Below are 24,056 nucleotides of genomic sequence, written 5' to 3'. Positions count from 1 at the left end.
ATTGCGCCAGGGATTTTTATTAAAAACCCGTCCCAGTGTCGAAAGTTCGGTTAAAATTTCACCGTTAGCTGTGCCGCCACCAATTGCTCGCCTTTTTGCCAGGCGGCGTTTTGATGGCTGATGCTGTATTGGAATTTGCCCTGAAGATGCCGGTTGAATCGGTAGCCCAGCGAAGCGTCCACTCGCTCCATGTTATGCCCCCACGTCTGATGGCCGCCTTGGCCGTCTTGAATGGTGGCGAAAAGTTGTTGATTCCAGCGCACGGCCGCAAATAACTGGGCGGTCAATTTGTATTTGGCTTCGAGGTAGTAGGCGGTGGTATCGGCATTGCCCACATTGGGTACCTGAAATCGGCTGTAAAATAGCTCTCCCCATAGTTGCCATTGGTGCCAGGCGTAACTTGCGTCGTATGCCAAGGTGGTTTGGTTGTAATCCCCCAAGTCCCTGCCGGCTGGAAGGGTTGACCGGGCCTCAGGCACCAGGTAGGTGCCGCGGCTAAAGGAGATGCCGACGTTCCACGCCTCGGTGGGGCGCCAGCCCAACCTGGCGCTCACGGTGGGATTCTGCCAGGTCAGGCTATCGGCACCCCAATACTCGGGACGCGAAGAAATGGAGGCATTCTTCACCTCAACGGCATAATCGAATTGCGACAGGGAACCAAATAACGATGCTCCGGTTGTGTATGCCGGCCCCCAAATAATCGGCAACCACTTATCTTTTATTTCCGGCGTCTCAACCATGTCCCGTCGTGCCAGAAAACCGCGTGGCGAGGCCGCCCCCTTGAAGTCCGTGATGATGGTGATGTTTTCGTATGGCAAAGGCGCCGTAATAAATGGGTTATTCCAGGAATCATGACGCCCGACCCAGTTGCCAACCACGGTTACAAATTTGCCGATTTGAAGATTTACCTGGTTCTGCGCGAACGGCGTCCAGCGCACCAGGTATTCATCCAGCCGGGCCTCCATTTTTTCTGAATACGGATCGAACCCGCGATCAGCGCGGCCTTGCAGGAACACATAAACATGGTCGCCCAGTTTTTGATCGAGGAACATGCTTAGCCTTGGGTTCAGGAAGCTACGTTCCCGGAACAATAGCCCGCCCGGGCGTTGATCCACATAATAACCCTCAAGATCAAACAATAAACCGATGCCAGCACGTTGCAGCAAATCCTCGGATTGGGAGAGCAGGGTGCTGGCGCTGAATGGCTCCGCTTTTGCCGAAGCTTTGAGCAAACAAGCGAGCAGCAGGCAGGCCTGCAGCCAGCGCGCCAGTGAGCGGCGGATGTGAACTTGGAATGCGCAAGGATGTTTCATGAGGCAATTCATGCGTGGGGGTCGGTGGTTGCGGCAGGCAGCAATTGAAAAGCTGGCACCGGTTGATTGAATCCTTTCAATGTCAAGGCAGGCAATGCGCTCACCTTGAACGCGTTTCCCAATCTTTCCCGCGTGGTCAGGTCCACGATTATTTCCATGCGCTTGGCCGAACTGCACAAGCGGGAGGCCAGGTTTACCCTCTCTCCCAAAACGGTGTAATTCAGGCGATCGGCTGAGCCCATGCATCCTGCTACCGCCTGCCCGGAGGCAATGCCGATGCCGATGGCAATGGAATGGCGGGAGACGCTGTTCAGATGGTGGCGCTCCTCAATCATCCGTTGAGCGCAGCGGGCCGCATTGCTGGCATCGTTTCCCGTGCTTTTGGGAACCCCGAACACCGCCATGACCAGGTCGCCGACAAATTTATCCACCACGCCATCGCATTCGTAAACCACCCGGGTCAGGACGGTCATGTGTTCGTTCAAAAGCTGAATGACCTCGGTGGGCGGCATGTGCTCGGTGAGCGCCGTAAACCCGCGAATGTCGCAAAACAGCACGGAGATATCCCGCAACTCGCCACCCAGCGCGAGTTTGCCGTTCATCAATTCTTCCGCCACCCCCTTGTCGGTAACCATGTTCAGTACGCTGCGATATTTCTCCTTGAGCGCCAGTCCTTCAGCCATGCGGTTGAAGGAGACCGCCAATTGCCCGATTTCATCCCGGCTCCGAACTGGCAATTGTACCGTGTAATTTCCACGTTCAATCTCGGTGGTTCCCTTCACCACCTCTTGGATGGGACCCGACAGACCCAGCGACAACAAGTAGCTCAGTGCCAGCGCCCCCATCATCGCGGCTGACCCGAACAGCAGCATTTTTCTGCGCAGGTTGCTATTTGACTCCTTGACGCCGGCCAGAGAAAATAAACAGATCTGGTAAGTCGGGGGGAAGGCGGTATCCATGTTCAGCATCTGGGCATAGACTTGGAAGGTCGCCCCGGCGTCATTTACGGTATAGCCAAGCGTCTGCGGTCGGGGACCGATCTTGCGCAGTTGGTTGGCCATTTCATCTCCCAACCGTATCCGCAACGAACCGGGGATGGAGGAGGAGTACAGTTGGCCATCCAGCCATATTCCACTCGGCACGCCATCCCGGGATGAATCCGGCAGCGGGAAGCCAAGCGCCAAAACTCCCAACGCCTGCTGGCTTACTTGGTGAATGATGGGAGTGAATACCATTTCCCGCAGTGTAATTCCTCCGGCGGCGACTTCTGGCGCAAGGTAGCCAATGTGCTGAGTACGGTTCGTCAGGGCGAATTTGCCAATGGTTTCCATGAAATGCCGGGCGGGACGCAGGCCTTGAATGCTGGCGTTGACCGTGTTCGTGGAACTGGGCAGGATCATTTCTCCGCGACTGTTCAAAAATACAAAAAATGCGGTCTGTGATAACTTCTCGCCCCGCTGGGAGGCGGGCAGCAACTCGCGCAATTGGTCCAGCCCCACTCGGTACAGGTCCCCAGGCTCCAAGTCGCTTTCCTCCATTAGGGCAAATAAACGCGGGCTTCGCACCACATTCAGTATTTGCTCACGCACGGGGTCAAGGCGGGTTTCCCGCTGACTAAGAAAGGATTTGAACTGGACGGCCGAGGTCTCTTGGAATAGTCGCTCGTATGAGGCGCGCACCTGTTCTTCCATGACCAGCAAGGCCGTGACCGTGACACTGATCACCAGCAGCATCATAGCCAGCAATAATTTGGTTCGGAAGTTCTTCGGCATCATGCTGGTTTAGCGGGCGGAAAAATCCACGCGTAAAGTTTGATTGAAGCCCAGCGTTACGGGTTTTTCCCGCGTGGTCTTATCATCCACCCAAACCTTCAGCGTGTATTGCCCGGCGGGCAGATTTTCCAGGCGGTAGATGCCGTTCGTATCCGTCCGGACAAAGTAAGGGGTATCGAGCACCAGGATGGTGCCGCGCATGTGTTCGTGAATTTCGCAATATAGTTTTATCACTCCCGGCTTGTCAAATACCTGTACCGCCGCTTCCTCATCCTTGCGGTAGCGCCCCAGATCGAAACGCTTGGCTTTGGAATAAGAAAATACATTGTGATACAGATCATCGCCATTGGGGAACTTGACTTTGGTGCCAACCTGAATGGGGAGCACGCCCGGTCGGAATTGCAGCCCCTTCTGCCATAATTCCATCGCGGGCAGCACGTTGGTGGCGGCGGGAAATCTGCCTTCCAAGTACACCACGGCCACCGCCGGATCCGGTGGGGCGATTTCGCCAACCAGCCCCTGATAGCGCGGTGGCTTGGGGGTTGGCGGCGCGGGTTTCGGAAGGGCTACGGTGCCTTCGATCACCGTTTGGGCACAAAGAAATCCAGCCACCCAGCCGGTCATGCACCAGCCCACCATTATCCGTACAAACATTGTCATCATAGCGAGGAACTATTGGTTCAATATTTAACAGTAGCCCATAAATGGCGTAGTACGAATTTAATTGCCGGAAATGATTCGTCTTATGCAACCTAGTTGCCGCAATAAGGGGTGTATTTCCATATAGGATTGCGGTTGTAATATATTATCAAACAGTATGTTGCAACTTTTCACTAGGATCGGTTTATGCCTCTGACTCTGAGAATCGAAGTTTGGAATTCAAACTCTGCCAGCAGCATCAGGTTCGTTGATTTGCCGATCTGGGCAGGTAGGCACCGCACGATTCGCGGACGACCAATGTGGGGGTGAGCACCAGACTTTGCGCCGGCAGGGTGGGTTCGGCAATGCGGTGAAGCATAGTGCGAAAGGCGATCACTGCGATGTCACGGCATGGCTGGTGAATCGTCGTGAGTGGCACGGAGAGCAGCATGGCGTATTTCACATCATCAAAGCCCACTACCCGCATATCGCGCGGCACCCGCACACCAATGGATTCTAGCGAGCGCATGAGCACGGCGGCAGTGTGGTCGTTGGCACAAATGAACGCGTCAGCTTGCCGACCGGCGGCAAGGCTGCGCACAAACTTCAGGTCGGCCGGATCACCCAAGCGCACCCAGTCCGGCGCGAGTTCGCGGCGTCGGCGCACGAGAGCCTCCCGTGCCCCGGCAATGCGCGCATCCACCGTCGGTGCGGAAAACGGTCGGGCCACGAAACGGATGCGCTCGCAACCGAGCTTCAGCAGATGATCGGCCAGCAGAAAGCCGCCCGCCAGATTGTCAATGCTTACCAGATCAAAATCGCTGCGCTTTGGGAACGACTGCAAATCCCGATCAAGCAACACAACAGGGATGCCGGACTGGCGCAGCAGTTCGGCTAGACGCCGGTTCGCCTGATCCTGTTCGGGTACCAGTTCAAACGGCGCGAAGAATACTCCGCTCACTTTGCGTTCAATGAATTGGCGGCAGATTTCCTCCGCGTGTTCGAGGCTGGTATCGGTATCCTGCCGTGGATGCGCGGAACCGCCCCATAGCAGACTGTATTCATGGACACGCGCCAAGCTGGCCAGTTCCCCGCAGATCAGCTCGAAGATCTCCGTGGTTCCCAATCCGGGAATGAGCAGCCCCAGTAACCGCGTGGAAGTCACGGCGACTGCCGTGGCTTGGCGCACATACGTGCCAGACCCGGCACGGCGTTCAACCAACCCCTCCGCCTGCAGGTCCAACAGCGCCCGGGCGATGGTAGGACGCGATACGCCAAATTTCTTGACCAGTTGCGGCTCGCTGGGCAGTCGGTTATCCACACCATAGCGCCCGGCGGCGATATTGGCGCGCAACTGACGGGAAATTTCCCGATGTTTGGGATTTTGGGCCATGTTTTACAAGTTGAAAAGCTGTCATAGCAGATTTCTGATCAACCTGTCAAATGTTGGTTCCCTTGCACGCAAACTTTGTGTTTCAATGGTGCCAACTTAAATGAAAACACTTTTTGCCATTACAGGTCTGGCCATCGCCACACTGACCACATTCAATCTGCGCGCCGCAGACGACCTGCTGCTTGCCGACTTTGAAGGCAAAGACTACGGCCAGTGGAAAACCACCGGCGAAGCCTTCGGCTCCGGACCAGCGCCCGGCAAGTTGCCGGGCCAGATGCAAGTGGAGGGATTCCTGGGCAAAGGTTTGGTCAATTCCTTTCGGGGCGGCGACCGCAGCACGGGCACGCTCACCTCGCCGGAGTTCAAGATTGAGCGGAAGTTCATCACCTTCCTTATCGGCGGCGGCGGCCATGTCGGCAAGACGTGCATGAATCTGCTCGTGGATGGCAACGTTGTCCGCACCGCGACCGGCCCCAATACGAGCCCGGGCGGGAGCGAAGAGTTGGCGCCAGCCTCTTGGGACGTGGGCGAGTTGGCCGGCAAGACGGCACAAATCCAGATCGTGGACAACGCCACCGGCGGCTGGGGCCACATTAACGTGGACCAGATTGTATTGAGCGACAAGCCGGCCGCAATGGCGGTAAAGACCATGACGCGCGAGCGGGAGTTGACGATCGAGAAACGTTACCTGCACTTCCCGGTGAAGAACGGGACAAAGAAGGGGAAGAAACAGCGGGTCGCCGTGTTGGTCGGTGGCGAAGTTGTGCGCGAGTTCGAGATGGATTTGGCGGATGAGCCGGAGTGGTTTGCGCATCTGGACATGACTGCGTGGCGCGGGAAGAAAGCGACGGTGCGCGTGGACAAGCTCGCGGAGGATGCGAAGGCGTTGAGCCTCATCACGCAGGCGGACACGATCTGGGGTGTGGATCAGCTTTACCGAGAACCGTTGCGGGGACAGTTGCATTTCTCGCCCCGGCGCGGCTGGAACAACGACCCAAATGGCATGGTGTTTGCCGACGGCGAGTATCACCTCTATTTCCAGCATAACCCGTATGGTTGGCCGTGGGGCAACATGCATTGGGGCCATGCCGTCAGCCGCGACCTGGTACATTGGGAGGAACTGCCCATCGCACTTTACCCGCACCAGTTCGGCGATTGGGCCTTCAGCGGCGGCGCCGTGGTGGACAAAAACAACACCAGCGGCTGGAAAAAAAGCGACAACGAGTTGATTGTTGCCACCTACACCAGCACCGGGCGCGGCGAATGCATCGTGTACTCCAACGACCGGGGCCGCACCTTCCAGGAGTTTGAAGGCAACCCGATCATCAAACACAAAGGCCGCGACCCCCGCCCGCTTTGGTACGCGCCGGGCAAACACTGGGTGGTGGCCGTCTATGACTTTGAAAAAGAAAAGAGCATCGCCCTTTACACTTCACCAGATTTGAAGACCTGGACGTTTCAAAGCCGGATTGCCGATTTCTTCGAGTGCGCGGACCTGTTTGAACTACCCGTGGATGGCGACGTAGCGAAAAAGAAATGGGTACTCACCGCCGCCAGCAGCGATTACATGATCGGCACTTTCGACGGCAAGAACTTCACCCCGGAAACGCCGAAGCTGAAAGGGCATCTCGGCAAAGGCTTCTACGCCGCCCAAACCTTCAGCCACGATCCGAAGGGACGTATTGTCCAAGTCGGCTGGCTCCAGACCGCCACCGTCGGCATGCCGTTCAACCAGGCGATGTCATTTCCGCTCATACTCAACCTCCGGACCACCCCGGAAGGTCCCCGCCTAACCTGGACACCGGCGCCGGAACTTGAATCACTACGCGCCAAGTCGCACCGTTGCGATGCGACGACGCTCCAACCCGACAGCGCCAATCCCCTGGCTGGCGTGACCGGCGAACTTGTGGAACTGCGCGCCGAATTCGAGCCGGGCGACGCCAGCGAAGTGACCTTCACCGTACGTGGGGCCACCATCGTTTATGACGCCAAAAAGCAGGAACTGGTTGTGAACGATCTTCGTGCCCCGGCTCCGTTGCGTGACGGCAAACAGCGTCTGACCATCTTCTGCGACCGCACGGCGTTGGAAATCTTTGCCAGCGATGGCCTGACGTACGTGCCACTGCCATTCCAGCCCGCAGCCGATAATCTGGCGCTGGGCGTGCAGGTCAAAGGCGGCAACGCAAAAATCAACGCCTTGGAAGCATTCAATCTCCGCAGTATCTGGAAATAAACCAACTACCCTTCAACATCTATGAAAGCTCGCATCTTCTTTTGGTCCATCACCTCCGCCCTCGCCGGATTCCTGTTCGGCTTTGATACCGTCGTCATCTCCGGCGCGGAGCAGAAAATTCAAGCGCTCTGGAATCTTAGTCCCGTCCTGCACGGCATGGCGATGGCCGCCGCGCTTTACGGGACGGTGCTGGGCTCATTGCTGGGCGGTTGGCCCACCGACCGGTTGGGCCGCAAAACCACCCTGACCTTCATCGGCGTGCTCTACATCATCTCGGCGGTCGGCTGCGGTTTCGCCTGGGATGTGACCTCGTTTGTGGTTGCGCGTTTCATTGGCGGTCTGGGCATTGGCATCTCCACGGTGGCCGCGCCGCTGTATATCTCGGAAATAGCCCCGCCAGCCTATCGTGGCCGGCTCGCGGGCATGTTCCAGTTCAACATCGTCTTCGGCATCCTCGTCGCGTTCGCCTCCAACGCGCTGCTCGCGGGCATCGGCGAAAACGCCTGGCGTTGGATGCTCGGCGTGGCCGCGTTTCCCTCGATCATCTACACGGTCCTGTGCTTCAGCCTCCCGGAAAGCCCGCGCTGGTTGATCGGGCGCAAAGGCGACCGCGCCGAGGGCCTGAAAGTGCTCAAGCTCATCGAGCCGGAAGCCAGCGCGGCCCAGGTTGAGGCGCAGGCCGACGCCATTCTCGCCGCGTCCTCCGAGCGCGCGGTCTCCTCGCATTTCTGGACGTGGAAGCTGCGCGTGCCCATGCTGCTGGCGTTCCTCATCGCCTTCTTCAACCAGCTCTCCGGCATCAACGCCATCCTCTACTTTGCCCCGCGCATCTTTGGCCTCACGGGCAGCGAGAACGCCCTGGCCCAATCCGTGGGCATCGGCTTCACCAACCTGATCTTCACCTTTGTCGGTTTATGGCTGATTGACCGCCTCGGACGCCGCACCCTGCTCTTCATCGGCTCGTTTGGCTACATCCTTTCGCTGGGACTCTGCGCCGTGGCGTTCTTCACCTGGGCCCCGCAATTCAAGGCCGCATCGGCGGCCGTGGACGTCAAGTCCGCCGTGAACAGCCTCAGCACGGCCAATCCCGCCCGCGTCGCCGCGCTCAGGCAGGAGTTGGAAGCGAAGCAGAAGGCGCTCGTGGCCGCGACCGCCGTGGCCGCCTCGGGCGCGCAGCCCGTGATCCTTCCCGCCGATGCAAAGCCGGATTCAGTGAAGGCCGCCGCCGCCACCGCGTTGCAACAAGCCTCGAAAGCCGCCGGGCCGGGTGGTTTGATGGTGCTCATCTGCATCTTTGCGTTCATCGCCTCGCACGCCATCGGCCAGGGCGCGGTCATCTGGGTGTTTATCTCGGAGATTTTCCCCAATCGCCATCGCGCGGAGGGGCAGGCCCTGGGCAGCGCCACGCACTGGGTGTTCGCCGCGCTGCTGACGACGTTCTTCCCGCTCATGATGGCCGCCTTCGCGCCGGGCTACGTGTTCTGCATCTTCTGCGGCATGATGGTCCTGCAACTCATCTGGGTGAAACTCATGGTGCCGGAAACCAAAGGCATTTCCCTGGAAGACATGCAGCGCAAGCTGGGCATTGACTTGGAAACCGAACCGAAGGCAGCGGCCACCTCAAGCCCGACGCCGCGAGGCTAAGCCGGAACGATTCAGCAAATTTTAACAGAAGCCAACGAAGATAACCAAGAAACCGGGAGATGGAACACGCACTGGCAGGCAGTTTAAGGTCGCCAGACAGTGCCCACGATCAAAGCAGTCGGGCTGATGGATATCTCGTCCCTTGCTCTTCGTTTCCTTGGTTGTCTTCTGTGGCAATTTAATTGTAACGACTAAAGGGAAACCGCGCATGAGTTTGAAGATCCTTAGCCTTGGGGAAGTCCTCTGGGACCTTTTTCCCGAAGGCCCGCGCTTCGGCGGCGCTCCCGCCAACTTCGCCTGCCACGCCGCGCTGCTGGGCGGCGATGTCTCCCTCCTGAGCGCCGTCGGCGAAGACGCCCGGGGACGAGACGCCCTGGCGATCCTTCAGCGTTTCGGCATGGACACTTCCCTGATCCAGCGCATCGCCGATGTCCCCACTGGCGCCGTCGGCGTAACGCTGGATGCCGCCGGCAAACCCACCTTTAAGATTCACGCCGGCTCGGCCTGGGACCAGCTCGCCTGGACGCCCAATCTCGAAGCGCGCATCGCGAACGCGGACGCCCTTTACTTCGGCACCCTCGGCCAGCGCGGCGAACGCTCGCGGGCGACCATCCGGCGCGCCTTAACCCTCGCCCAGTCCCACGGCATCCGCCGCGTGCTTGATGTCAACTTGCGCAAGCCGTTCCATGACGCGGCGCTCATCCGCGACTCCATTGCTTTGGCCAGCATCCTGAAACTCAGCGACGATGAATTGCCGGAAGTGCTCGCCGCATGTGCCGTGGCCAAGCATGACACGCCCGAAGCCACCCTGCGCGCCCTGCTCACCCGCTGCCAACTGGACCTGGTTGTCATGACGCGCGGGGCCGAGGGCGCGCTCCTCGTATCCGCGAACGCGGCGGTCAACCAACCGGGAATCCCCACCCGAGTCGTGGATACCGTCGGTGCGGGCGACGCGTTTACCGCGGCGCTCACGCTCGGACTCCTGCGGTGCGAACCTCCTGAAGCGCTACTCCGGAAAGCCTGCGAAATCGCCGCCGCCGTCTGCGCCCAACCGGGCGCGGTTCCCTGCCCGCTTTGATCCCTTGAAAATATCACTTAAGCCCCTGCTCCCGCTCGCATTCGCGTTGGTTGCCTTCAACGACTTCGCGATCGCTCACCCCATGCCGCCCCGTGAGATCAAACTGACGGATAAATACCTATTGGTTCCGGTGCGGGCGTTTCGCGACCCTGGGTCGAAGCGGCCAAACAAGGGAAACGTCGTGACGGTCCGCGTGGAAGGCCAAGTGATGTATGAGTTCGGGGTATTGCTCGCGACCAAAATTATCGACGACTTTGCGAAGAAGGAATTTCCCCGCCAGAAGTTAAGCGTGTTTGAGCGCGAGGACGGAATGCTGGACCTGCGCATCTTCTTGGATCGCGCGAACATCGAGGTCTTCGCCGAGAATGGATCGGTTTGCTTCCTGGAAGGCAGCAAGCAGCTCGGTACTCCCATTGGAGAACTCAAGGTCTCCGTTGAGGACGGCTTTGCGACCATCCATAACTGGAAAACCTTCCGCTTAAAATCTGGCATTAGAAATCACTTATCATGAAAACCAAAATCGCCTCACGTTCTTTGCTCACTTTAATCTTGCTGGGCAGTATCCTCCCACTTCCCGCGCAGCCAGTCAACGGACTCGCTCCCGAAATCACCTCACTCAACCTTAAAGATAACCTCTACGCGCTTGAGGCCAAGTTACCCGACTTGGAAAAGTCCTACCTCAGCGTTGCCCCACTGGACAAGCAGGATGGAATCCCCGTCGGCAAGCTGGGCGTGGATGGCGGCAATCGCGCCTTGATCGAACAATACGCCACGGAACTCGCCAATGCTCTCAGGGACGAAAAGACCAACAATGTGGACAGCCTTCTGATCAGCTATCGGGGTAAATTGATTTTTGAATCCTACTATCGTCGGGGCCGCGCCAATTTTCCCCATTACCAGATGTCCATCACCAAATCCTATACCGCGTTGGCCGTGGGGCGGGCGATCCAATTGGGTTTGCTCAAACTGGAGGATGTTGACAAGCCTGCGATCAACTTCCTTAAAAAACTGGACGCCACCAAACTCGCTCCGGGAGCTGAGGCCATCACCCTCGCGCAAGCGATGCAGATGGGCTCAGGGATCCGACTCGGTGATGAAAAGGCAAAGGAACTGCTCAAGCAACCCGAGCAACTCAAGGGGCAGGGAGAAATTCAGGCTTATCTGCAATACAGCGATCCCATTCCACCAGCCCCGCGAAAATTCAAATACCAGGAATCGGACCCGGCGATCGCGATGCAAGTGGTGAATGCGGTGGCTCCAGACGGAGCCGAGGCGTTTATCAAGAATGAATTACTCAAGCCGATGGGCATCACCCAATATCGCTGGGAAACCGCCGTCAGCGGCCTGCCGAAGTCGGCCGCCGGTAGTTCAATGTGCTCGCGCGACATGTTGAAGTTTGGCTTGCTCATTCTCAACCAGGGAAAATGGCACGGCCAACAACTCATCCCTGAGGCCTTCATCGCGCGTGCCACCAGTCCCAACGTGCTCAGCTATGGCACGTCCTATTATGGATTTTTCTGGTGGGTGGAGGATTTCAAAGTAGGGGCAAAGACCTGTCACGCCATCGAAGGACGGGGTGCCGGCGGACAGTTTATTTTCATGTTCCCGGATTTGGATCTGGTCACGGTGGTCACCTCCCATGATAAAGGCATGGGCAACATGCTCCAAACGCTTCCACACCGCATCATTCCTGCGTTCAACTGAACCGCAGTACAATTTGAATCTGGATCAAAGTTGTGGGGATTTGTTTTTTGATAGAATTAACAGAATTGGAAAAAGAGGTGTCTGCTGTGTTTTGAAATACCTCCCTCCTCGCGGTTCAAGGCTTGTGCTCCAGCACTTTTTGAAATTCCGGCATGGCCCGCAGCGGGTTGAAGCGTTGGTCTTTTAAGGCTTCCTTGACCAAATCGCGGGCTGTGGGGTCGTTTTGAAGCCGTTTGGTGCTGAGGTTCAGCGCCTGACTCAGCGTGGCGAGACATTCGGTGGATTTACCCATCATGGCTTGCAACGCGGCGAGGTCAAACCAGGCATCAGGATTGGTGGGCATGTCTTTGACCAGGCGCTCCAAAACGTTCTCCAATTTGTTGGTGTTGCCCATTTGGGAATAAGCCTTGGCAATGCCGATGATGGCGTTGGCATCAATGGTCGGTTGGTTCAGCATGTTGTCAAACACCTGGACGGCACGATTGGTCTGCTGTATTTGCAGGAACGTGGCAGCGAGATTGAAGGCGGCCTGGAAGTTGGTGGGGTTCTTGAGCAGTTCCTGCTCCAACTGCCGCAAATGGCTGCGGCTTTGCTCAGCTCCGGCTTGTTGTTGCTTGAATGTTATTAAATTATCAAGCAAACCACGCGCCTGCCCGTTATTGGGATCCAATTTCAGACAGGTCTGAGCAATCAACAATGCGTCATCCAAGCGTCCCAACTGGAGCAGCAGGTTGATATAACGGAAAACCGCTTCCGGGCTGTACGGACAGTACGCAAATGCCTGCAGGAAGGCATAATTCGCTTCTTTGATCAACCGCTGATACTCCTCGCTCGTCTTCGGACGAAATTCCGGAGGTATCCCCGAATTGAGACGCCACGCATAGACGCCACCAATGGAACTACGCAGCTTTGAAAAGGCCTGCTGCGCTTCGTCGTCATAGACGAACTTGCGGTCGCCGGTGAATCCGCTGAAATCCCGGCACAGGTAGGTTTTCTCGGCCCACTCACACACCTGCTTGACGCTGGTGGCGTCGTCAATGATGTCCCCGGTGAGGCGCTTCGAGTATTGCTTCCAAAACTCGTGATCCCGCTGGAGCACGCCTTGGCTGAGCGCGGGCAGCGGCTCACGGTTGATCTTCATAATGATGCCGAAAGGCGTCAGGTGCGGGTACATCCAATCGAGCGGAAAACTCTCCTCGACGTAAAACTCGTGTTCGAGGTTGCGGTCAAACATGACCTTGGCCAGCAGGCCGTTGATGCTCATGACGGCCACCTGGCCGGACATTTGAACGCGGCCTCCGTCTTCACGCACGTCTTCGCCGGGCTTTAACAGCTGCGCTTTCAACCGCTTTTGCGCATCAGCCAGGTACTCCGAAAAGCAGCGTTGGGAATCGTCCGGGGTCGCGATGTAGATTTCCTTGGCTGGGAAAACGCCGGCGGCCCGGCGTTGTTTTTCGATTTTGGCGCCCAAATTCGTGGAAAAACGGTCCAGCGGCGAAGCCATGCGGGCCAGGAGGTTGGTCTTATCGGTCTGCCGTTCCTTTTCCGTGCGGAGCAATTCCTGGAAGAAAGGCGGATCAATCTGTTTGCTCCGATTGTATAGCGCACGAATGGAGTTGAGATAGGTGCCATCAGCGAGGGCGTTTTGCGTCAGGATATATACGTCGCGACGGTCAAACTTCTGGTCCTTGATCGGTTGGCAAGCGTGCGGCGTAAAACTCTCGCAGAAAATCATGTAGGTGGGGCAGAACCGGCCCGGGTCGGTGCCGCCGTACAGGACGGCGTTCTTAGCCATTTCGGGATAAAGCGGTTGGCCATCTTTCCCTTGAAACGGAGGCGTGAAAATGTCATGCCCGAACCAGTAACCAAACCAATGGCCATTCTGGGAGCAGGTTGTCCAATGCACGCACAGGGAATAGAGCGGCAACAACAGCACCACCCCCGGCACGAGAGCGGCCAGTTTGAGCGTGGCGAACCGCGCCCGCAATAAGCCGCAAACCACCGCCAAGCCGCAGCCGGTCAGAATCGCGACCAATGCTTTGGCAGGTGTAAAGAACCGCGAAACAAGTGCGAGACTTTGACGATCTGGAGCAAAGTTCAAGAAAATGTTCAGCAGCCAGGACAAGCCCAGCAGTGTCCCAAACGAGCCGATGAGCCAGGCTTCTTCCGTTTTGAACCAGCCATCCGCGCGGAATGGTCTCCCGGCCCCACCACGGAGAATCCGGGCAGCCACTATGACCAAGGGAACCAATGCCAACAGTGCGCCAATCCAGGCAAAATCGCTTCCCAGGTCGCAATAGTACGAGGCCATTTGCCTTAGAACTCTCGCCGGCTCAGCAAAGATATCAACTGCGTAACAGCGCTCGTATTGTCCGCGACAAAGCGTGTGCCAGAACCCTTCGGCAGTTCGCGGATATCCCCAATTGACTGGCGGGTTGGCCATGGAGAACAGCGGCAGGAGAAAATACGTCACCGCGCCCAGCATCCAGCTCGCCACCAAGCTGGCGACGGCCTTTACCTCAGTGAAAAAGCCGCGCGTCTTGATTACCAGCAACTGGCCGCCCACGACCCCGGTAATGGCGATGGCGCAGAAGATAAACTTCTGCATATCGGTGCCGATGACGTAGGCCGAAAACTCGGGCAGGATGCAGGTCCACCGGCAGCACAAAAGCAAAAACAACATCAGGCTACCCGCAAACAAAAGGTCGCGCCCAAGTTTCGGCCGGACCAGCGCAATGGCCACGGCGATACCCATCACCGTTAGTGAGAGAGTCTGAAAAGTGCTGACACCGGCGCCAAAGAGAAAGGCGGCGAGGCAGAGGTAGCGCATCCGCTCCGGCTCGAACAACCATTGCAAGAGCGTGGCCAGAATCAACAACAGGAAAAGCACGCGAAACGAGTCCATCTCGACGATGACCGCTTTACTCCACATGCCCCGGCTGAAGGCAAACAAGAGTCCCGCAGCAATGCCGCACCAGAGTCGGACGCGCGATTCGATTGTCACCGGCAAATCTTTGAGTGATTCCATGCCCCGCAATAGTGGCGCACTCACACATGAGACCAGCAAAGCAATCAGTCCGGACGCAGCAGCCGCCGCGAAAGCCGACGAGAAGCCGATGCGCCAAGCAACATTCCCAAACGGCAACAGTTTGCAAAAAAGCCAGGCATAAATTTCCCACAAAGGATAGCCCGGCGGACGCGATGCTCCCGGAAAATAAGCGCTGGCAGCCAAGACCCCGGAATCCGATAAAGTCACCTCCGGTGCCAGGGTGAGACAATAAACCGTCAACGCTGCGAAAAACGAAATGGCAAACGCCAGCCAATCCATCCCCTGATACAGTTTCCGTCTCGGCGCGACTAGCAAATCGGGCAGAGCACCCGGCGTTGTGTTCCCTTCCCCTTCACCCGGTGGCGGCGCGGCAAGGCATGGAGATTCGCTGAAACTCATAGTCACTCAGATTAGACCAAGTTACACATACGCTGTTCGACAAAAAACCGACGTTATTTTGTTATGTGAAGCTTCACATCCCCCCCTTACTCCGGACTGGCTGCGATGCGGCTAGCGTGCGTTGGGAAGATAAATCACTTTCAAACCTTTGACCTTATGGAGCGGCTTTCCCGGTCGCTCGGCAGTAATAAATTCATCGGCTTTCAAGGCTTTTGCCGCGGCGATATGAATTCCATCAATAGCGCTTAAAGGTACTTCGCACGATTCTTTCAACGATTTCTTAAGGAGGTTTTCTGAAGATTCGGCCCATTCAATGACCTGAGCAAAGAAAGCTTCTAAAAATTCAAGTTCAGCGCTCCGTTTGTGAAAGGTGGGTTGCGGCAGAGTTTCGAGTTTTAAAAAGGAAGAAGCTACAAACTGCCGGTTGGGATCCTGTAATAAGTTGAAAGTTAAACCGGCATCCGCACCTTGAATTGCTTGGATTAGCACCGAACTATCCAGATACGTTCTTATCACCTTTCCCCCCTCCGTTTGGCGACTTCATCCATGACTTCATCCAAGGATAAGAACGGTCTCCCCGATTGGGCGTAAGCTTTTCTGGCAGCCAAGAGTTTAACCGCCAAGGGCGTTTTAGGCATAAGCTGTTCTTCCTTGGGTTCACGTGCCAGTTTTTCGGTGACAGCATTCCGAAGCCAAGCGCTGCGATTGTTTTTTTTCGCTACCGTCGCGTATATCCGTGCCGGCACTTTAAAGGTTAGCGTTACACTCGTATTAACCATGAGGTAATACTGCCCTAAAGGATTTCCTTTTGCAAGTGTTTTTTAAGTTTTATAAGTTGAATTCGAAGTGCGTCTCGCTTATAAACATAAAAAAATATAAACATGAACAAATTAGGTATAATGCCGGGCCTTTGAGCACAATCACGAACATGATGAAAATCGCCAGGCTATCAGCGTCCGCCCTTATTTTTTTACATTTGGTCTGCGCCTTTAGCAGCCTGGCTGCCGACATCCAAGGTTTGGTTGCGACCGGATACGACAGCCGGATTGATCTGAAATGGACATCGGCGGAAACGCGGGGCACAGCCGGGTACAACATCTATCGCTCCCCGGATGGACGCGAGCCGTTCGTCAAACTGAACGACCAGCCGCACGTCCCTTCTGTGTACAGCGATTTTATCGGCGAAAACGACCGGACCTTTTATTACCGTGTCGCTCAGATTGCCAAAAACGCCGCCTCCAGCCTCCAGTCTCCAGCCGCCGACCTGATCGTGTCCGCCCGGTCACGGGAGATGAGTGACGATGAATTGCTGACGTCGGTTCAGGAGGCCACGTTCCGGTATTTCTGGGACTTCGCCCATCCCGTCAGCGGGTTGGCACGCGAGCGAAATCACAGCGGGGACTGCGTGACCACCGGAGGGACGGGGTTCGGTCTGATGTGCATCATGGTCGGTGCGGAACGCGGCTTTGTGACCCGCGAGCAAGCCGCGTCACGGGTGCTCCAAATGGTGACCTTCCTGCAGGAGAAGGCGGATCGCTTTCACGGGGCCTGGCCCCATTGGCTCAACGGCACTACCGGCAAGACCATTCCCTTCTCCGTCAAGAATTTCGACGACGGAGCCGACCTGGTTGAGACTTCATTTCTGATGGAGGGAATGCTCACTGTTCGCCAGTACTTCGACCGCAAGAATCCCGTGGAACAGGAAATCCAGCGGCGAATCACGCAATTGTGGCGCGAGGTGGAATGGGACTGGTTTTTGCAGAAACCCGGGAGCAAGAAACTGTACTGGCACTGGTCGCCCAATTATGGCTGGAAGAAGAACCTCGCCATTGGCGGCCAGTTCAACGAGTGCATGATCACCTATCTCCTGGCAATCGCCTCGCCAACGCACCCCATTCCCCCGGAATGCTATTACGAAGGCTGGGCCGCAAGTCCGCAATATGCCAGCGTCAGAACCAACTATGGCATCAAGCAATATGTGGGGCCACCGATGGGCGGGCCGCTGTTTTTCACGCACTACTCCTTCCTGGGTTTTGATCCGCGCAACAAGCGTGACTGTTTCTGCGACTATTTTGAGAACAATCGCAACCTCTCGCTGATCCACCGCGCCTATTGCACCGCCAATCCTCAGGGGCATAAAGGATATGGACCGCTAAGCTGGGGCTTGACGGCCAGTGATTATCCCGATGGTTACACCGCCAGTTCGCCCACCCACGACACCGGCACCATCGCCCCCACCGCTGCGCTCAGCGCCATGCCGTACACGCCTGAGGCATCGCTCGCAACGCTCAAGTACTACTACCACAAACTCGGGACCCGGCTTTGGGGCGAGTTCGGATTCTATGATGCCTTCAACCTTGATCGGGATTGGTACGCCAAGTCCTATATCGCCATAGACCAGGGCCCTATCGTTTGCATGATCGAGAACTACCGCACAGGGCTTTGCTGGCGGATGTTCATGGCCAATCCGGAAATTGCACCGATGCTGAAGGCGATCGGGTGGAAGACCAGCGCAAATTGATGGCACCAAACACCTGGTTGCAATAAAGAATTGCCAAGTCTTTTTTACATTGTAAAATGGACTTATGTATTCGCGATTGCTTAATGTGCCGGGAAATCAAAGTTATTTTCTGTTTGGACCTCGCGGGGTAGGCAAGACGGCCTGGCTGCGGGCTGCTTATCCCAACGCCATCTATTTTGATCTGCTTGATTCGCAAACCTATACCCAATTTCTCAGCGCTCCGAACCGGTTGGGAGACATGATTCCGGCCAAGTTCAATGCCTGGATTGTGCTGGATGAAATCCAGCGAGTTCCGGAATTACTTAACGAAGTGCATCGCTTGATCGAGGCACGCGGTGTGAAATTTGCTTTAACCGGGAGCAGTGCCCGAAAACTAAGAGGCAAAGGAGTAAACCTGTTGGCCGGACGGGCATTGACCCGATACCTGCATCCGTTGACGGCCACCGAACTGGGGGCGGATTTTAATTTGGAGAAGAAGTTGCGTTATGGTGGGTTGCCGTTTGGCTGCACTACGAGTTCACCGGCTGAGTATCTGAAAAGCTATGTGGCGACATATTTGCGGGAAGAGGTTTTACAGGAAGGATTGACGAGAAATCTGGGGGCGTTCAGCCGTTTTTTAGAAGCGGCCAGTTTCTCTCAGGGATCGGTCTTGAACATGGCGGCGGTTTCACGGGAATGCGCCATTTCCTCCAAGGTTGCGGAAGACTATTTTGTGATTTTGGAAGATTTGCTCATTGGTTACCGGCTGCCGGTCTTTTCAAAACGGGCTAAAAGGCGCATCGTGACACATCCCAAGTTTTATTTTTTTGACAGCGGGGTATTTCAGGCGATTCGCCCGCGAGGTCCATTGGACAGCTCACAAGAGATCAATGGCGCCGCTTGTGAAACCTTGGTTTTACAGGAACTGCGCGCCGTGAACGACTATCATCTTTTGGGCTTCAAACTATTTTATTGGCGAACCGCAACCGGGCACAAGGTGGATTTTATTTTGTATGGTGAAAATGGTTTCCTGGGCATCGAGGTGAAAACATCGGCCAAAATATCACCGGATGATCTGAAGGGATTGGAAAGTTTTCGCGCGGAATATCCATCGGCAAAACTCATGTTGGTCTATGCCGGGAAACGGCGCTGGACGGAGCGGAATATCGAGATCATCCCTTTGGCGGAATTCCTGCCAGGATTGTTGGGTTTTTTAACAAACCGATAAATCGAACGGGATGTAATTGGGCAAGCACGCTAACGTCGGCACAATCAGGCAGGCCTGTTATTTTGAATTTTTAGCCATAGTACCCCTTCCCGCCGGAATGGCTGCGCGGTGGTAATTTTCTTTCTTATTGTTGTAACGGCAGTCTGAGGCTGGGGGTCTTTACCCGTATGCGGATGCATCGGGAAGGAAACAAATACGAATACTATGAGTGAGATTGCCGTACAGGCGGAGAATATCCACAAGAGCTATGTCCTGGGCGCGACGGCGGTGGGGGCGTTGCGCGGCGTGGACCTTTCGGTGATGCGGGGGGAGTTTGTCGCGCTGATGGGGCCTTCGGGGTGCGGCAAGACGACGCTGCTGAATTTGATCGGCGCGCTGGACACGCCTTCGCGCGGGACGCTGCGGGTGGATGGGGTGGCGCTGGAAACGCTTTCGGAGGATCAGTTGGCCGACTTGCGGCGGGACCGGATCGGGGTGGTGTTCCAGTTTTACAATTTGATTCCCACGCTTTCAGCGCGGGAGAACATCGAGATTCCCATGCAGTTCAAGGGGCTGGATCGCGAGCGGCGCCGGGAACGGTCGCTGGCGTTGTTGGCGCGGGTGGGGCTGAAGGATCGGGCGGAGCACAAGCCGGCGGAGCTTTCCGGGGGCGAGCAGCAGCGGGTATCCATTGCGCGCGCGCTGGCAAATCAGCCGGCCCTGGTGCTGCTGGATGAGCCGACCGGCGATCTGGATTCGGCGACCGGCAAGGAGATCATGGCGCTGCTGCGGGATTTGAATCAGCAGGAAAAGGTGACGATGGTGGTGGCCACGCATGATAATCTGATCGCGGAGGCCAGTTCCCGCGTGGTGCGGCTGCGCGATGGGCGGATTGATGCGGCGGTCTGAACCTTGCCATGACGACTTCCTTACGATACGTGCTGCGCAATCTCGGACGCCGACGCACTCGCACTTTGGTGGGGGTGCTGGGGATTTTCCTGACCATTGCGCTGCTCACGGCAATTCAGATCGGGCTCGATTCGGTTTCCGTATCCTATACCGATCTGGTGGCCATTCAGGCGGGCAAAGCGGATTTGCTCATCACCGCCCAGGGAGGCGACCCGATGAATCCGGCGGCATTCGAGCCGGCGGGGGTGCGCGCGCAGGTCGAGGGGAATCCCCTGTTGCTCGGGCTTTCGCCCCGGTTGATGGGCGAGGTTCAATTAGGCGGTGAAGGCAACTCGCACTACGCCATTTTGATCGGCCTGAACATGGCCCAGGAGCGGAAGCTGGATATTTCAGGACTGACGCCGGACCCCGCGCTGGGGGAAGGGACGTGCGCCATTTCCAAATCGCTGGCCAATAAACTCAAACTCCCGGCCGGGGCAAAGGTGGGCGTCGGTTCGGTCGCCAGTGGCGGCGAGATTCAACTGCGCGTGGAAACGCTGCTCGAACGGCAACTGATCTTGCCGCAGCAGGTCCGGGATTTTGTGGTCACGGACGAGGCGACCGCGCGGCAGTTGCTGGGCGAACCGACGCGCGTTCACGCGCTGGCCGGGGCGTTTCGCAATCCGCGTTCCTATTACGACGCGCGGGATTTGCACCGCAGCGTGCTGCGGTTGAAAACAGCGGGGGATGCGATTGCCGCCGACCTGGGCATGGGCTACGAAGTGCGGCTGCCGAAGGCGGCGGCGATCACGGCGTTTCAGGATTTCACTTCGCCGGTGCGCGCGGTGTTTGGGGTATTTGCCCTGCTGGCGCTGACGATCACCGGATTGCTGATCTACTCCTTGATCTCGGTGGCCGTGGAGGAACGCATCCGCGAGTTTGCCATCTTGCGAACCCTGGGGGCCAGGCGGAGTTATATCTTTAATCTGGTCCTGACGGAATCGCTGCTGCTCTGTTTCCTGGGTGTCGCGCCGGGCGTGCTCGCAGGCTCGGGGGTGGCGTGGGTGATTGTGCGCATCGTTGAGTTCGCGATGAAATCATCGGAGGCAGCCATCGCGCTGGAAGTGGCACCCGGCACCTTGCTGATGACGCTTGGGGCGGGCGTGCTGCTCTCCATGGGCAGCGCGTTGGTGCCGGCGCTTCATGCCACCCGCTGGCGCATTGTGGATGCGTTGAATCCTTTGCGGCGCGGGCAGATTCCCGCCCACCCGCCGCAGGAGGGGGACACCAACCGGTCGCTCGTGCTCACTGGCATCGTGTTGTCCGCCCTGTCGGTGGTGGTGTTCTTTGTGCTGCCGACGGCCTTTTTCTCGGGCAATCCGTCGTTGATCGGCACGGTGGTCTTGTGCCTGCTGCTTTCGATATTATCGGGCTTCACGCTGACGATGGTGGGCGTGTTGCCGCTGGTGGAGCGGTTGGTGCTGGCGCTGTGCGGCTGGATGTTTGGCCACGCTTCGGAATTGGTGGGCCGCAACCTGGCGCGGTATCGGCGGCGGAACACCACCACCGCGCTGCTGTTTACGCTTTCGGTGGCTCTGGTGATTTTTATTGCCAGCCTGGTCGCGTTGTTCAGCCGCACGTCGCTCAAATTGGTCGAGCAAACACATGGGGCGGATATTCGCATGCAATCCGGGCGGCTGGCGAAGGAAGATTTGAAACCCGAACTGGCTCGCATCAAGGGCGTGCAGTCAGTTGCTGAAGCCCGGTTTTTGAACGGGCGTTCGGCAACGGGCATTGCCTATGATGTCGTAGTCAGCGATTTGGTGGGGATGAAACACTTATGGATTGTCCCCTTCGGCGTGGATGAGAATTTGGCCAAGACGCTTTACACCGAGCAGATTCTATGGGACGCCGGTGATGTAACCGCGCTGACAGGCTTGAACCGGCAGGTGGTCAATCAGGACGATTCCGCGAAAGGAACCAACAATTTGCCGTCCGTGATCTTAAGCCTCGCGGCGGCTCGTTATTTGGATGTGCGCGTGGGTGATCCGGTGCAGCTTTCCTTCCGGCTGGGTTCCCGGCGCAGTGATGCGCGGTTTCGCGTAACGGCCCTTTGCGCCGCCATACCCGGCTTCAAAAACTTCCGGGCCCGCGTGGCCCATGCCACGGGTTCCGGAGTGCTGCTGTCGCTGACTAATTTCAACCGGATGACCGAAGCGGCGCCCGCCGAGGCTTTTCAAGCGGCCTATTTTGTAAAGGCGGACGGCGAGGAAAAGGAGCAAAAGGCGGTGGCCGGTAAGATCCGCGAAGCGTTTGATGTGCGCTACCGGTTTGGCGTGGAATGCGCGGCGGAACAAAAAGACCACGCGCGCGTGCTGTATTGGGCGACGCAGGTGCTCTTTGGTTTGATGCTGGGCGTGGCGGTGGTGATCGCCGTCTTTGCGCTGATTGCCTCCATGGCCAGCACCGTGCTGGAGCGACGCTGGGAAATCGGTGTGTTGAAAGCGTTGGGTCTGCGCCGTGGGCAGTTATTTCGGGTATTTCTCGGGGAAGCCGTGGTGCTGACGCTGGCCGCCGGGATTGGCGGGGCGGCCGTGGGATTCACGCTGGCCTACTTCTTTATTCTCCAGGCCGGTGTATTATTGGAGGTGGCCACGGTGTTCACGATGCCCTATCTGACGTTTCTGGCGACCTTTGCCATCAGCATCCTGGCCGGCGCTTTGGCCGCTTATTTGCCCACCCGCACTCTGTTGCACAAAACGGCGGCGGAGATTATGCGGCTGGAAAGTTGAAGCAATTCAGCCGGGGATCGCAAAGCATCACAGGGGCTTTCGCCAAAGGTCGGTGACTGCCCAAAGGTTTTCCGGCAGCCTCATTTTGCCGGCCTTTAAAAACCTGGTACTGCCGTCCACAAACGCAAAATTGGAACCGCCTTGGCCGCCAGCCTTTACCGTCTTGGTGGACATGTGCCGGCTTTCCTCGATCCAATCCAGGTCGTTGCCCGTTGGAGGTTCCAAGAAATCCATGTAGAAATGATCGCACGTGGTAATTTTCTCCCCAAACAGGATGGTGTCGCTAGGGAATTTGACGGCTGTTTCCGGCATGGAATTGGTCTTGGCCACGGCCTGGATGCTTTGCCAATCCGTGGCGTTATAGGTGACGTAAAAGTAGTCGTTCCATGCGTTGATCATGTAGCTGCGGTCGGCGGTGTCGGCGGGTTCGCTCAGGGTGCGCTGCGATGCCGGGTTAGGACCGTCGCTGGGGCAAACCAAGACGCGCAAGTCAATGTAGTTCGGCTGCAAAACCGAGGCCCAGCCTTTGGCCAGCGTCAGGCTGAACCGGCAGGGATACCGATTCTCATAGTCATCCGCATATATGCGGCAGGCTAGGCCCAATTGGCGAAGGTTGTTCAGGCAAGCGATCTTGCGGCCGCTCTCCTTGGCCATCGCCAAGGCCGGCAGAAGCAGTGAGGCTAGAATGGCGATGATCGCGATCACGACCAAAAGTTCAATCAAGGTGAAGGCTTGCCCTGATCCACGCTTCGCCGCACGACCGTGTGTCTCGTAAATTGTCATGGTTCTAACTTTGTTGCGCAATTCAACCATTAGACTACCGAACCCACAGTATTATTCAGTCCTAAACCAGGCGCCCCCCTACCCCTTGCCCGGCGGGGTTGGCACCGCCGCCGCCGAAGGCTCGTAGGCGCACGCGGGTTCCTCGGCCAGATAACCCTTCCACCCAGGCGTGAATTTGCCCATGTAGAAGGAGAGAATCTGGTGGCTGTCCACCTTTGGCGCGCATTCCACCATTGCCCGTGCGGAAGTGCCGATATTTCCTTGCTAATGGATCACATGAACTCTTACGGGGCGGTTTCGCCTAACAAAAAGCTTCCAATGGATAGGGAACTGCGACGTCCTCATGGCAGAAGAAGAACTCGATAAAACCGTTGCGAACCGGAATTAATGAAATCAGTTACCGATTGGGTACTATTGGTTGCCACAACGGGGATGCCCACATTATTCCAGTTTGTTTGAACAAGATTTGTCGTGCACTGTAGCTGATAAATCTGTCCCATCACTGTGCTCCACGCAAAATTGAACGAGGCACCGGATAATGCCGCACTCTGCAAGACGGGCGCCTCCGGAATCAGGTCGATCCGAAACATTGTTCCAATATCCCAACTGGTTTTGTAAATATAATTGTGTAAATGTTTTTTTGTTTTGTTTTTTGTTGTTTT

18 protein-coding genes are annotated in these 24,056 nt (G+C 56.9%); 9 read left to right on the top strand and 9 right to left on the bottom strand.

Annotated elements, in window-relative coordinates:
- Positions 1-50 precede the first annotated feature (50 nt).
- The 4 genes from WCO56_20100 to WCO56_20085 form a co-directional block, all read right to left on the bottom strand.
- A complete protein-coding gene (locus tag WCO56_20100) occupies positions 51-1,313 on the bottom strand; it encodes a hypothetical protein (GenBank protein MEI7731886.1) in 1,263 nt (420 codons plus the stop codon).
- 8 nt (positions 1,314-1,321) lie between these two features.
- Positions 1,322-3,088, bottom strand: a complete 1,767-nt coding sequence (locus WCO56_20095; GenBank protein MEI7731885.1) for an adenylate/guanylate cyclase domain-containing protein — start codon at positions 3,086-3,088, stop codon at positions 1,322-1,324.
- 6 nt (positions 3,089-3,094) lie between these two features.
- A complete protein-coding gene (locus tag WCO56_20090) occupies positions 3,095-3,748 on the bottom strand; it encodes a carboxypeptidase regulatory-like domain-containing protein (GenBank protein ID MEI7731884.1) in 654 nt (217 codons plus the stop codon).
- 235 nt (positions 3,749-3,983) lie between these two features.
- The gene (locus WCO56_20085; protein ID MEI7731883.1) at positions 3,984-5,117 is read right to left on the bottom strand and encodes a GntR family transcriptional regulator; all 1,134 of its coding nucleotides are present in this window, start codon (positions 5,115-5,117) and stop codon (positions 3,984-3,986) included.
- 100 nt (positions 5,118-5,217) lie between these two features.
- Between WCO56_20085 and WCO56_20080 the strand changes: the two genes are divergently transcribed.
- From WCO56_20080 to WCO56_20060, 5 genes are all read left to right on the top strand, one after another.
- Positions 5,218-7,350 carry a glycoside hydrolase family 32 protein gene (locus WCO56_20080; protein ID MEI7731882.1) on the top strand — a complete coding sequence of 711 codons (2,133 nt, stop codon included), beginning with the start codon at positions 5,218-5,220 and terminating at the stop codon, positions 7,348-7,350.
- A 21-nt stretch (positions 7,351-7,371) separates the two neighbouring features.
- Positions 7,372-8,994, top strand: coding sequence for a sugar porter family MFS transporter (locus tag WCO56_20075; protein MEI7731881.1), 1,623 nt, complete (start codon positions 7,372-7,374; stop codon positions 8,992-8,994).
- A gap of 208 nt (positions 8,995-9,202) precedes the next feature.
- A complete protein-coding gene (locus tag WCO56_20070) occupies positions 9,203-10,072 on the top strand; it encodes a carbohydrate kinase (GenBank protein MEI7731880.1) in 870 nt (289 codons plus the stop codon).
- Between the two features lie 4 nt (positions 10,073-10,076).
- Positions 10,077-10,583 carry a GH32 C-terminal domain-containing protein gene (locus WCO56_20065; GenBank protein ID MEI7731879.1) on the top strand — a complete coding sequence of 169 codons (507 nt, stop codon included), beginning with the start codon at positions 10,077-10,079 and terminating at the stop codon, positions 10,581-10,583.
- Positions 10,580-11,776 carry a serine hydrolase gene (locus WCO56_20060; GenBank protein ID MEI7731878.1) on the top strand — a complete coding sequence of 399 codons (1,197 nt, stop codon included), beginning with the start codon at positions 10,580-10,582 and terminating at the stop codon, positions 11,774-11,776. Before WCO56_20065 ends, WCO56_20060 begins: the two co-directional genes overlap by 4 nt.
- Positions 11,777-11,891: 115 nt before the next feature.
- Here WCO56_20060 and WCO56_20055 read toward each other — a convergent pair whose 3' ends face one another.
- Positions 11,892-15,224, bottom strand: coding sequence for a DUF2723 domain-containing protein (locus tag WCO56_20055; GenBank protein ID MEI7731877.1), 3,333 nt, complete (start codon positions 15,222-15,224; stop codon positions 11,892-11,894).
- Between the two features lie 111 nt (positions 15,225-15,335).
- Positions 15,336-15,713 (bottom strand): nuclease, encoded by a 378-nt coding sequence (locus WCO56_20050; GenBank protein MEI7731876.1) that lies wholly within the window; start codon positions 15,711-15,713, stop codon positions 15,336-15,338.
- A 421-nt stretch (positions 15,714-16,134) separates the two neighbouring features.
- On the opposite strand from WCO56_20050, the gene WCO56_20045 reads away from it, so the two are divergent.
- The 4 genes from WCO56_20045 to WCO56_20030 all read left to right on the top strand — a co-directional run bounded on the left by WCO56_20045 (position 16,135) and on the right by WCO56_20030 (position 22,611).
- On the top strand, positions 16,135-17,745 hold the full coding sequence (locus tag WCO56_20045; GenBank protein MEI7731875.1) for a glucoamylase family protein: 1,611 nt from the start codon (positions 16,135-16,137) through the stop codon (positions 17,743-17,745).
- A 64-nt stretch (positions 17,746-17,809) separates the two neighbouring features.
- Positions 17,810-18,952 (top strand): AAA family ATPase, encoded by a 1,143-nt coding sequence (locus WCO56_20040; protein ID MEI7731874.1) that lies wholly within the window; start codon positions 17,810-17,812, stop codon positions 18,950-18,952.
- A gap of 204 nt (positions 18,953-19,156) precedes the next feature.
- Positions 19,157-19,840 (top strand): ABC transporter ATP-binding protein, encoded by a 684-nt coding sequence (locus tag WCO56_20035; protein ID MEI7731873.1) that lies wholly within the window; start codon positions 19,157-19,159, stop codon positions 19,838-19,840.
- Positions 19,841-19,848: 8 nt separating this feature from the next.
- Positions 19,849-22,611 carry an FtsX-like permease family protein gene (locus WCO56_20030; GenBank protein MEI7731872.1) on the top strand — a complete coding sequence of 921 codons (2,763 nt, stop codon included), beginning with the start codon at positions 19,849-19,851 and terminating at the stop codon, positions 22,609-22,611.
- 27 nt (positions 22,612-22,638) lie between these two features.
- Here WCO56_20030 and WCO56_20025 read toward each other — a convergent pair whose 3' ends face one another.
- The 3 genes from WCO56_20025 to WCO56_20015 form a co-directional block, all read right to left on the bottom strand.
- A complete protein-coding gene (locus tag WCO56_20025; GenBank protein MEI7731871.1) occupies positions 22,639-23,394 on the bottom strand; it encodes a DUF1559 domain-containing protein in 756 nt (251 codons plus the stop codon).
- Between the two features lie 78 nt (positions 23,395-23,472).
- Positions 23,473-23,607: a hypothetical protein gene (locus WCO56_20020; protein ID MEI7731870.1), complete on the bottom strand. Its 135-nt coding sequence runs from the start codon at positions 23,605-23,607 to the stop codon at positions 23,473-23,475.
- A 128-nt stretch (positions 23,608-23,735) separates the two neighbouring features.
- A partial coding sequence (locus WCO56_20015) for a hypothetical protein (protein ID MEI7731869.1) occupies positions 23,736-24,056 on the bottom strand: 321 nt, incomplete at its 5' end.

It is taken from the genome of Verrucomicrobiota bacterium, assembly GCA_037139415.1.
Taxonomy (GTDB): domain Bacteria; phylum Verrucomicrobiota; class Verrucomicrobiia; order Limisphaerales; family Fontisphaeraceae; genus JBAXGN01.
The sequence above is the reverse complement of the archived record's forward strand: the minus strand, read 5'-3'. Positions and strand labels throughout refer to the sequence as shown.

What these genes read in the sequence shown, in the direction of transcription:
- WCO56_20100 (MEI7731886.1), bottom strand. Translation starts at nt 1,313, where the DNA reads ATGAAACATCCTTGCGCATTCCAAGTTCACATCCGCCGCTCACTGGCG.
- WCO56_20095 (MEI7731885.1), bottom strand. Translation starts at nt 3,088, where the DNA reads ATGATGCCGAAGAACTTCCGAACCAAATTATTGCTGGCTATGATGCTG.
- WCO56_20090 (MEI7731884.1), bottom strand. Translation starts at nt 3,748, where the DNA reads ATGATGACAATGTTTGTACGGATAATGGTGGGCTGGTGCATGACCGGC.
- WCO56_20085 (MEI7731883.1), bottom strand. Translation starts at nt 5,117, where the DNA reads ATGGCCCAAAATCCCAAACATCGGGAAATTTCCCGTCAGTTGCGCGCC.
- WCO56_20080 (MEI7731882.1), top strand. Translation starts at nt 5,218, where the DNA reads ATGAAAACACTTTTTGCCATTACAGGTCTGGCCATCGCCACACTGACC.
- WCO56_20075 (MEI7731881.1), top strand. Translation starts at nt 7,372, where the DNA reads ATGAAAGCTCGCATCTTCTTTTGGTCCATCACCTCCGCCCTCGCCGGA.
- WCO56_20070 (MEI7731880.1), top strand. Translation starts at nt 9,203, where the DNA reads ATGAGTTTGAAGATCCTTAGCCTTGGGGAAGTCCTCTGGGACCTTTTT.
- WCO56_20060 (MEI7731878.1), top strand. Translation starts at nt 10,580, where the DNA reads ATGAAAACCAAAATCGCCTCACGTTCTTTGCTCACTTTAATCTTGCTG.
- WCO56_20055 (MEI7731877.1), bottom strand. Translation starts at nt 15,224, where the DNA reads ATGAGTTTCAGCGAATCTCCATGCCTTGCCGCGCCGCCACCGGGTGAA.
- WCO56_20040 (MEI7731874.1), top strand. Translation starts at nt 17,810, where the DNA reads ATGTATTCGCGATTGCTTAATGTGCCGGGAAATCAAAGTTATTTTCTG.
- WCO56_20035 (MEI7731873.1), top strand. Translation starts at nt 19,157, where the DNA reads ATGAGTGAGATTGCCGTACAGGCGGAGAATATCCACAAGAGCTATGTC.
- WCO56_20030 (MEI7731872.1), top strand. Translation starts at nt 19,849, where the DNA reads ATGACGACTTCCTTACGATACGTGCTGCGCAATCTCGGACGCCGACGC.
- WCO56_20025 (MEI7731871.1), bottom strand. Translation starts at nt 23,394, where the DNA reads ATGACAATTTACGAGACACACGGTCGTGCGGCGAAGCGTGGATCAGGG.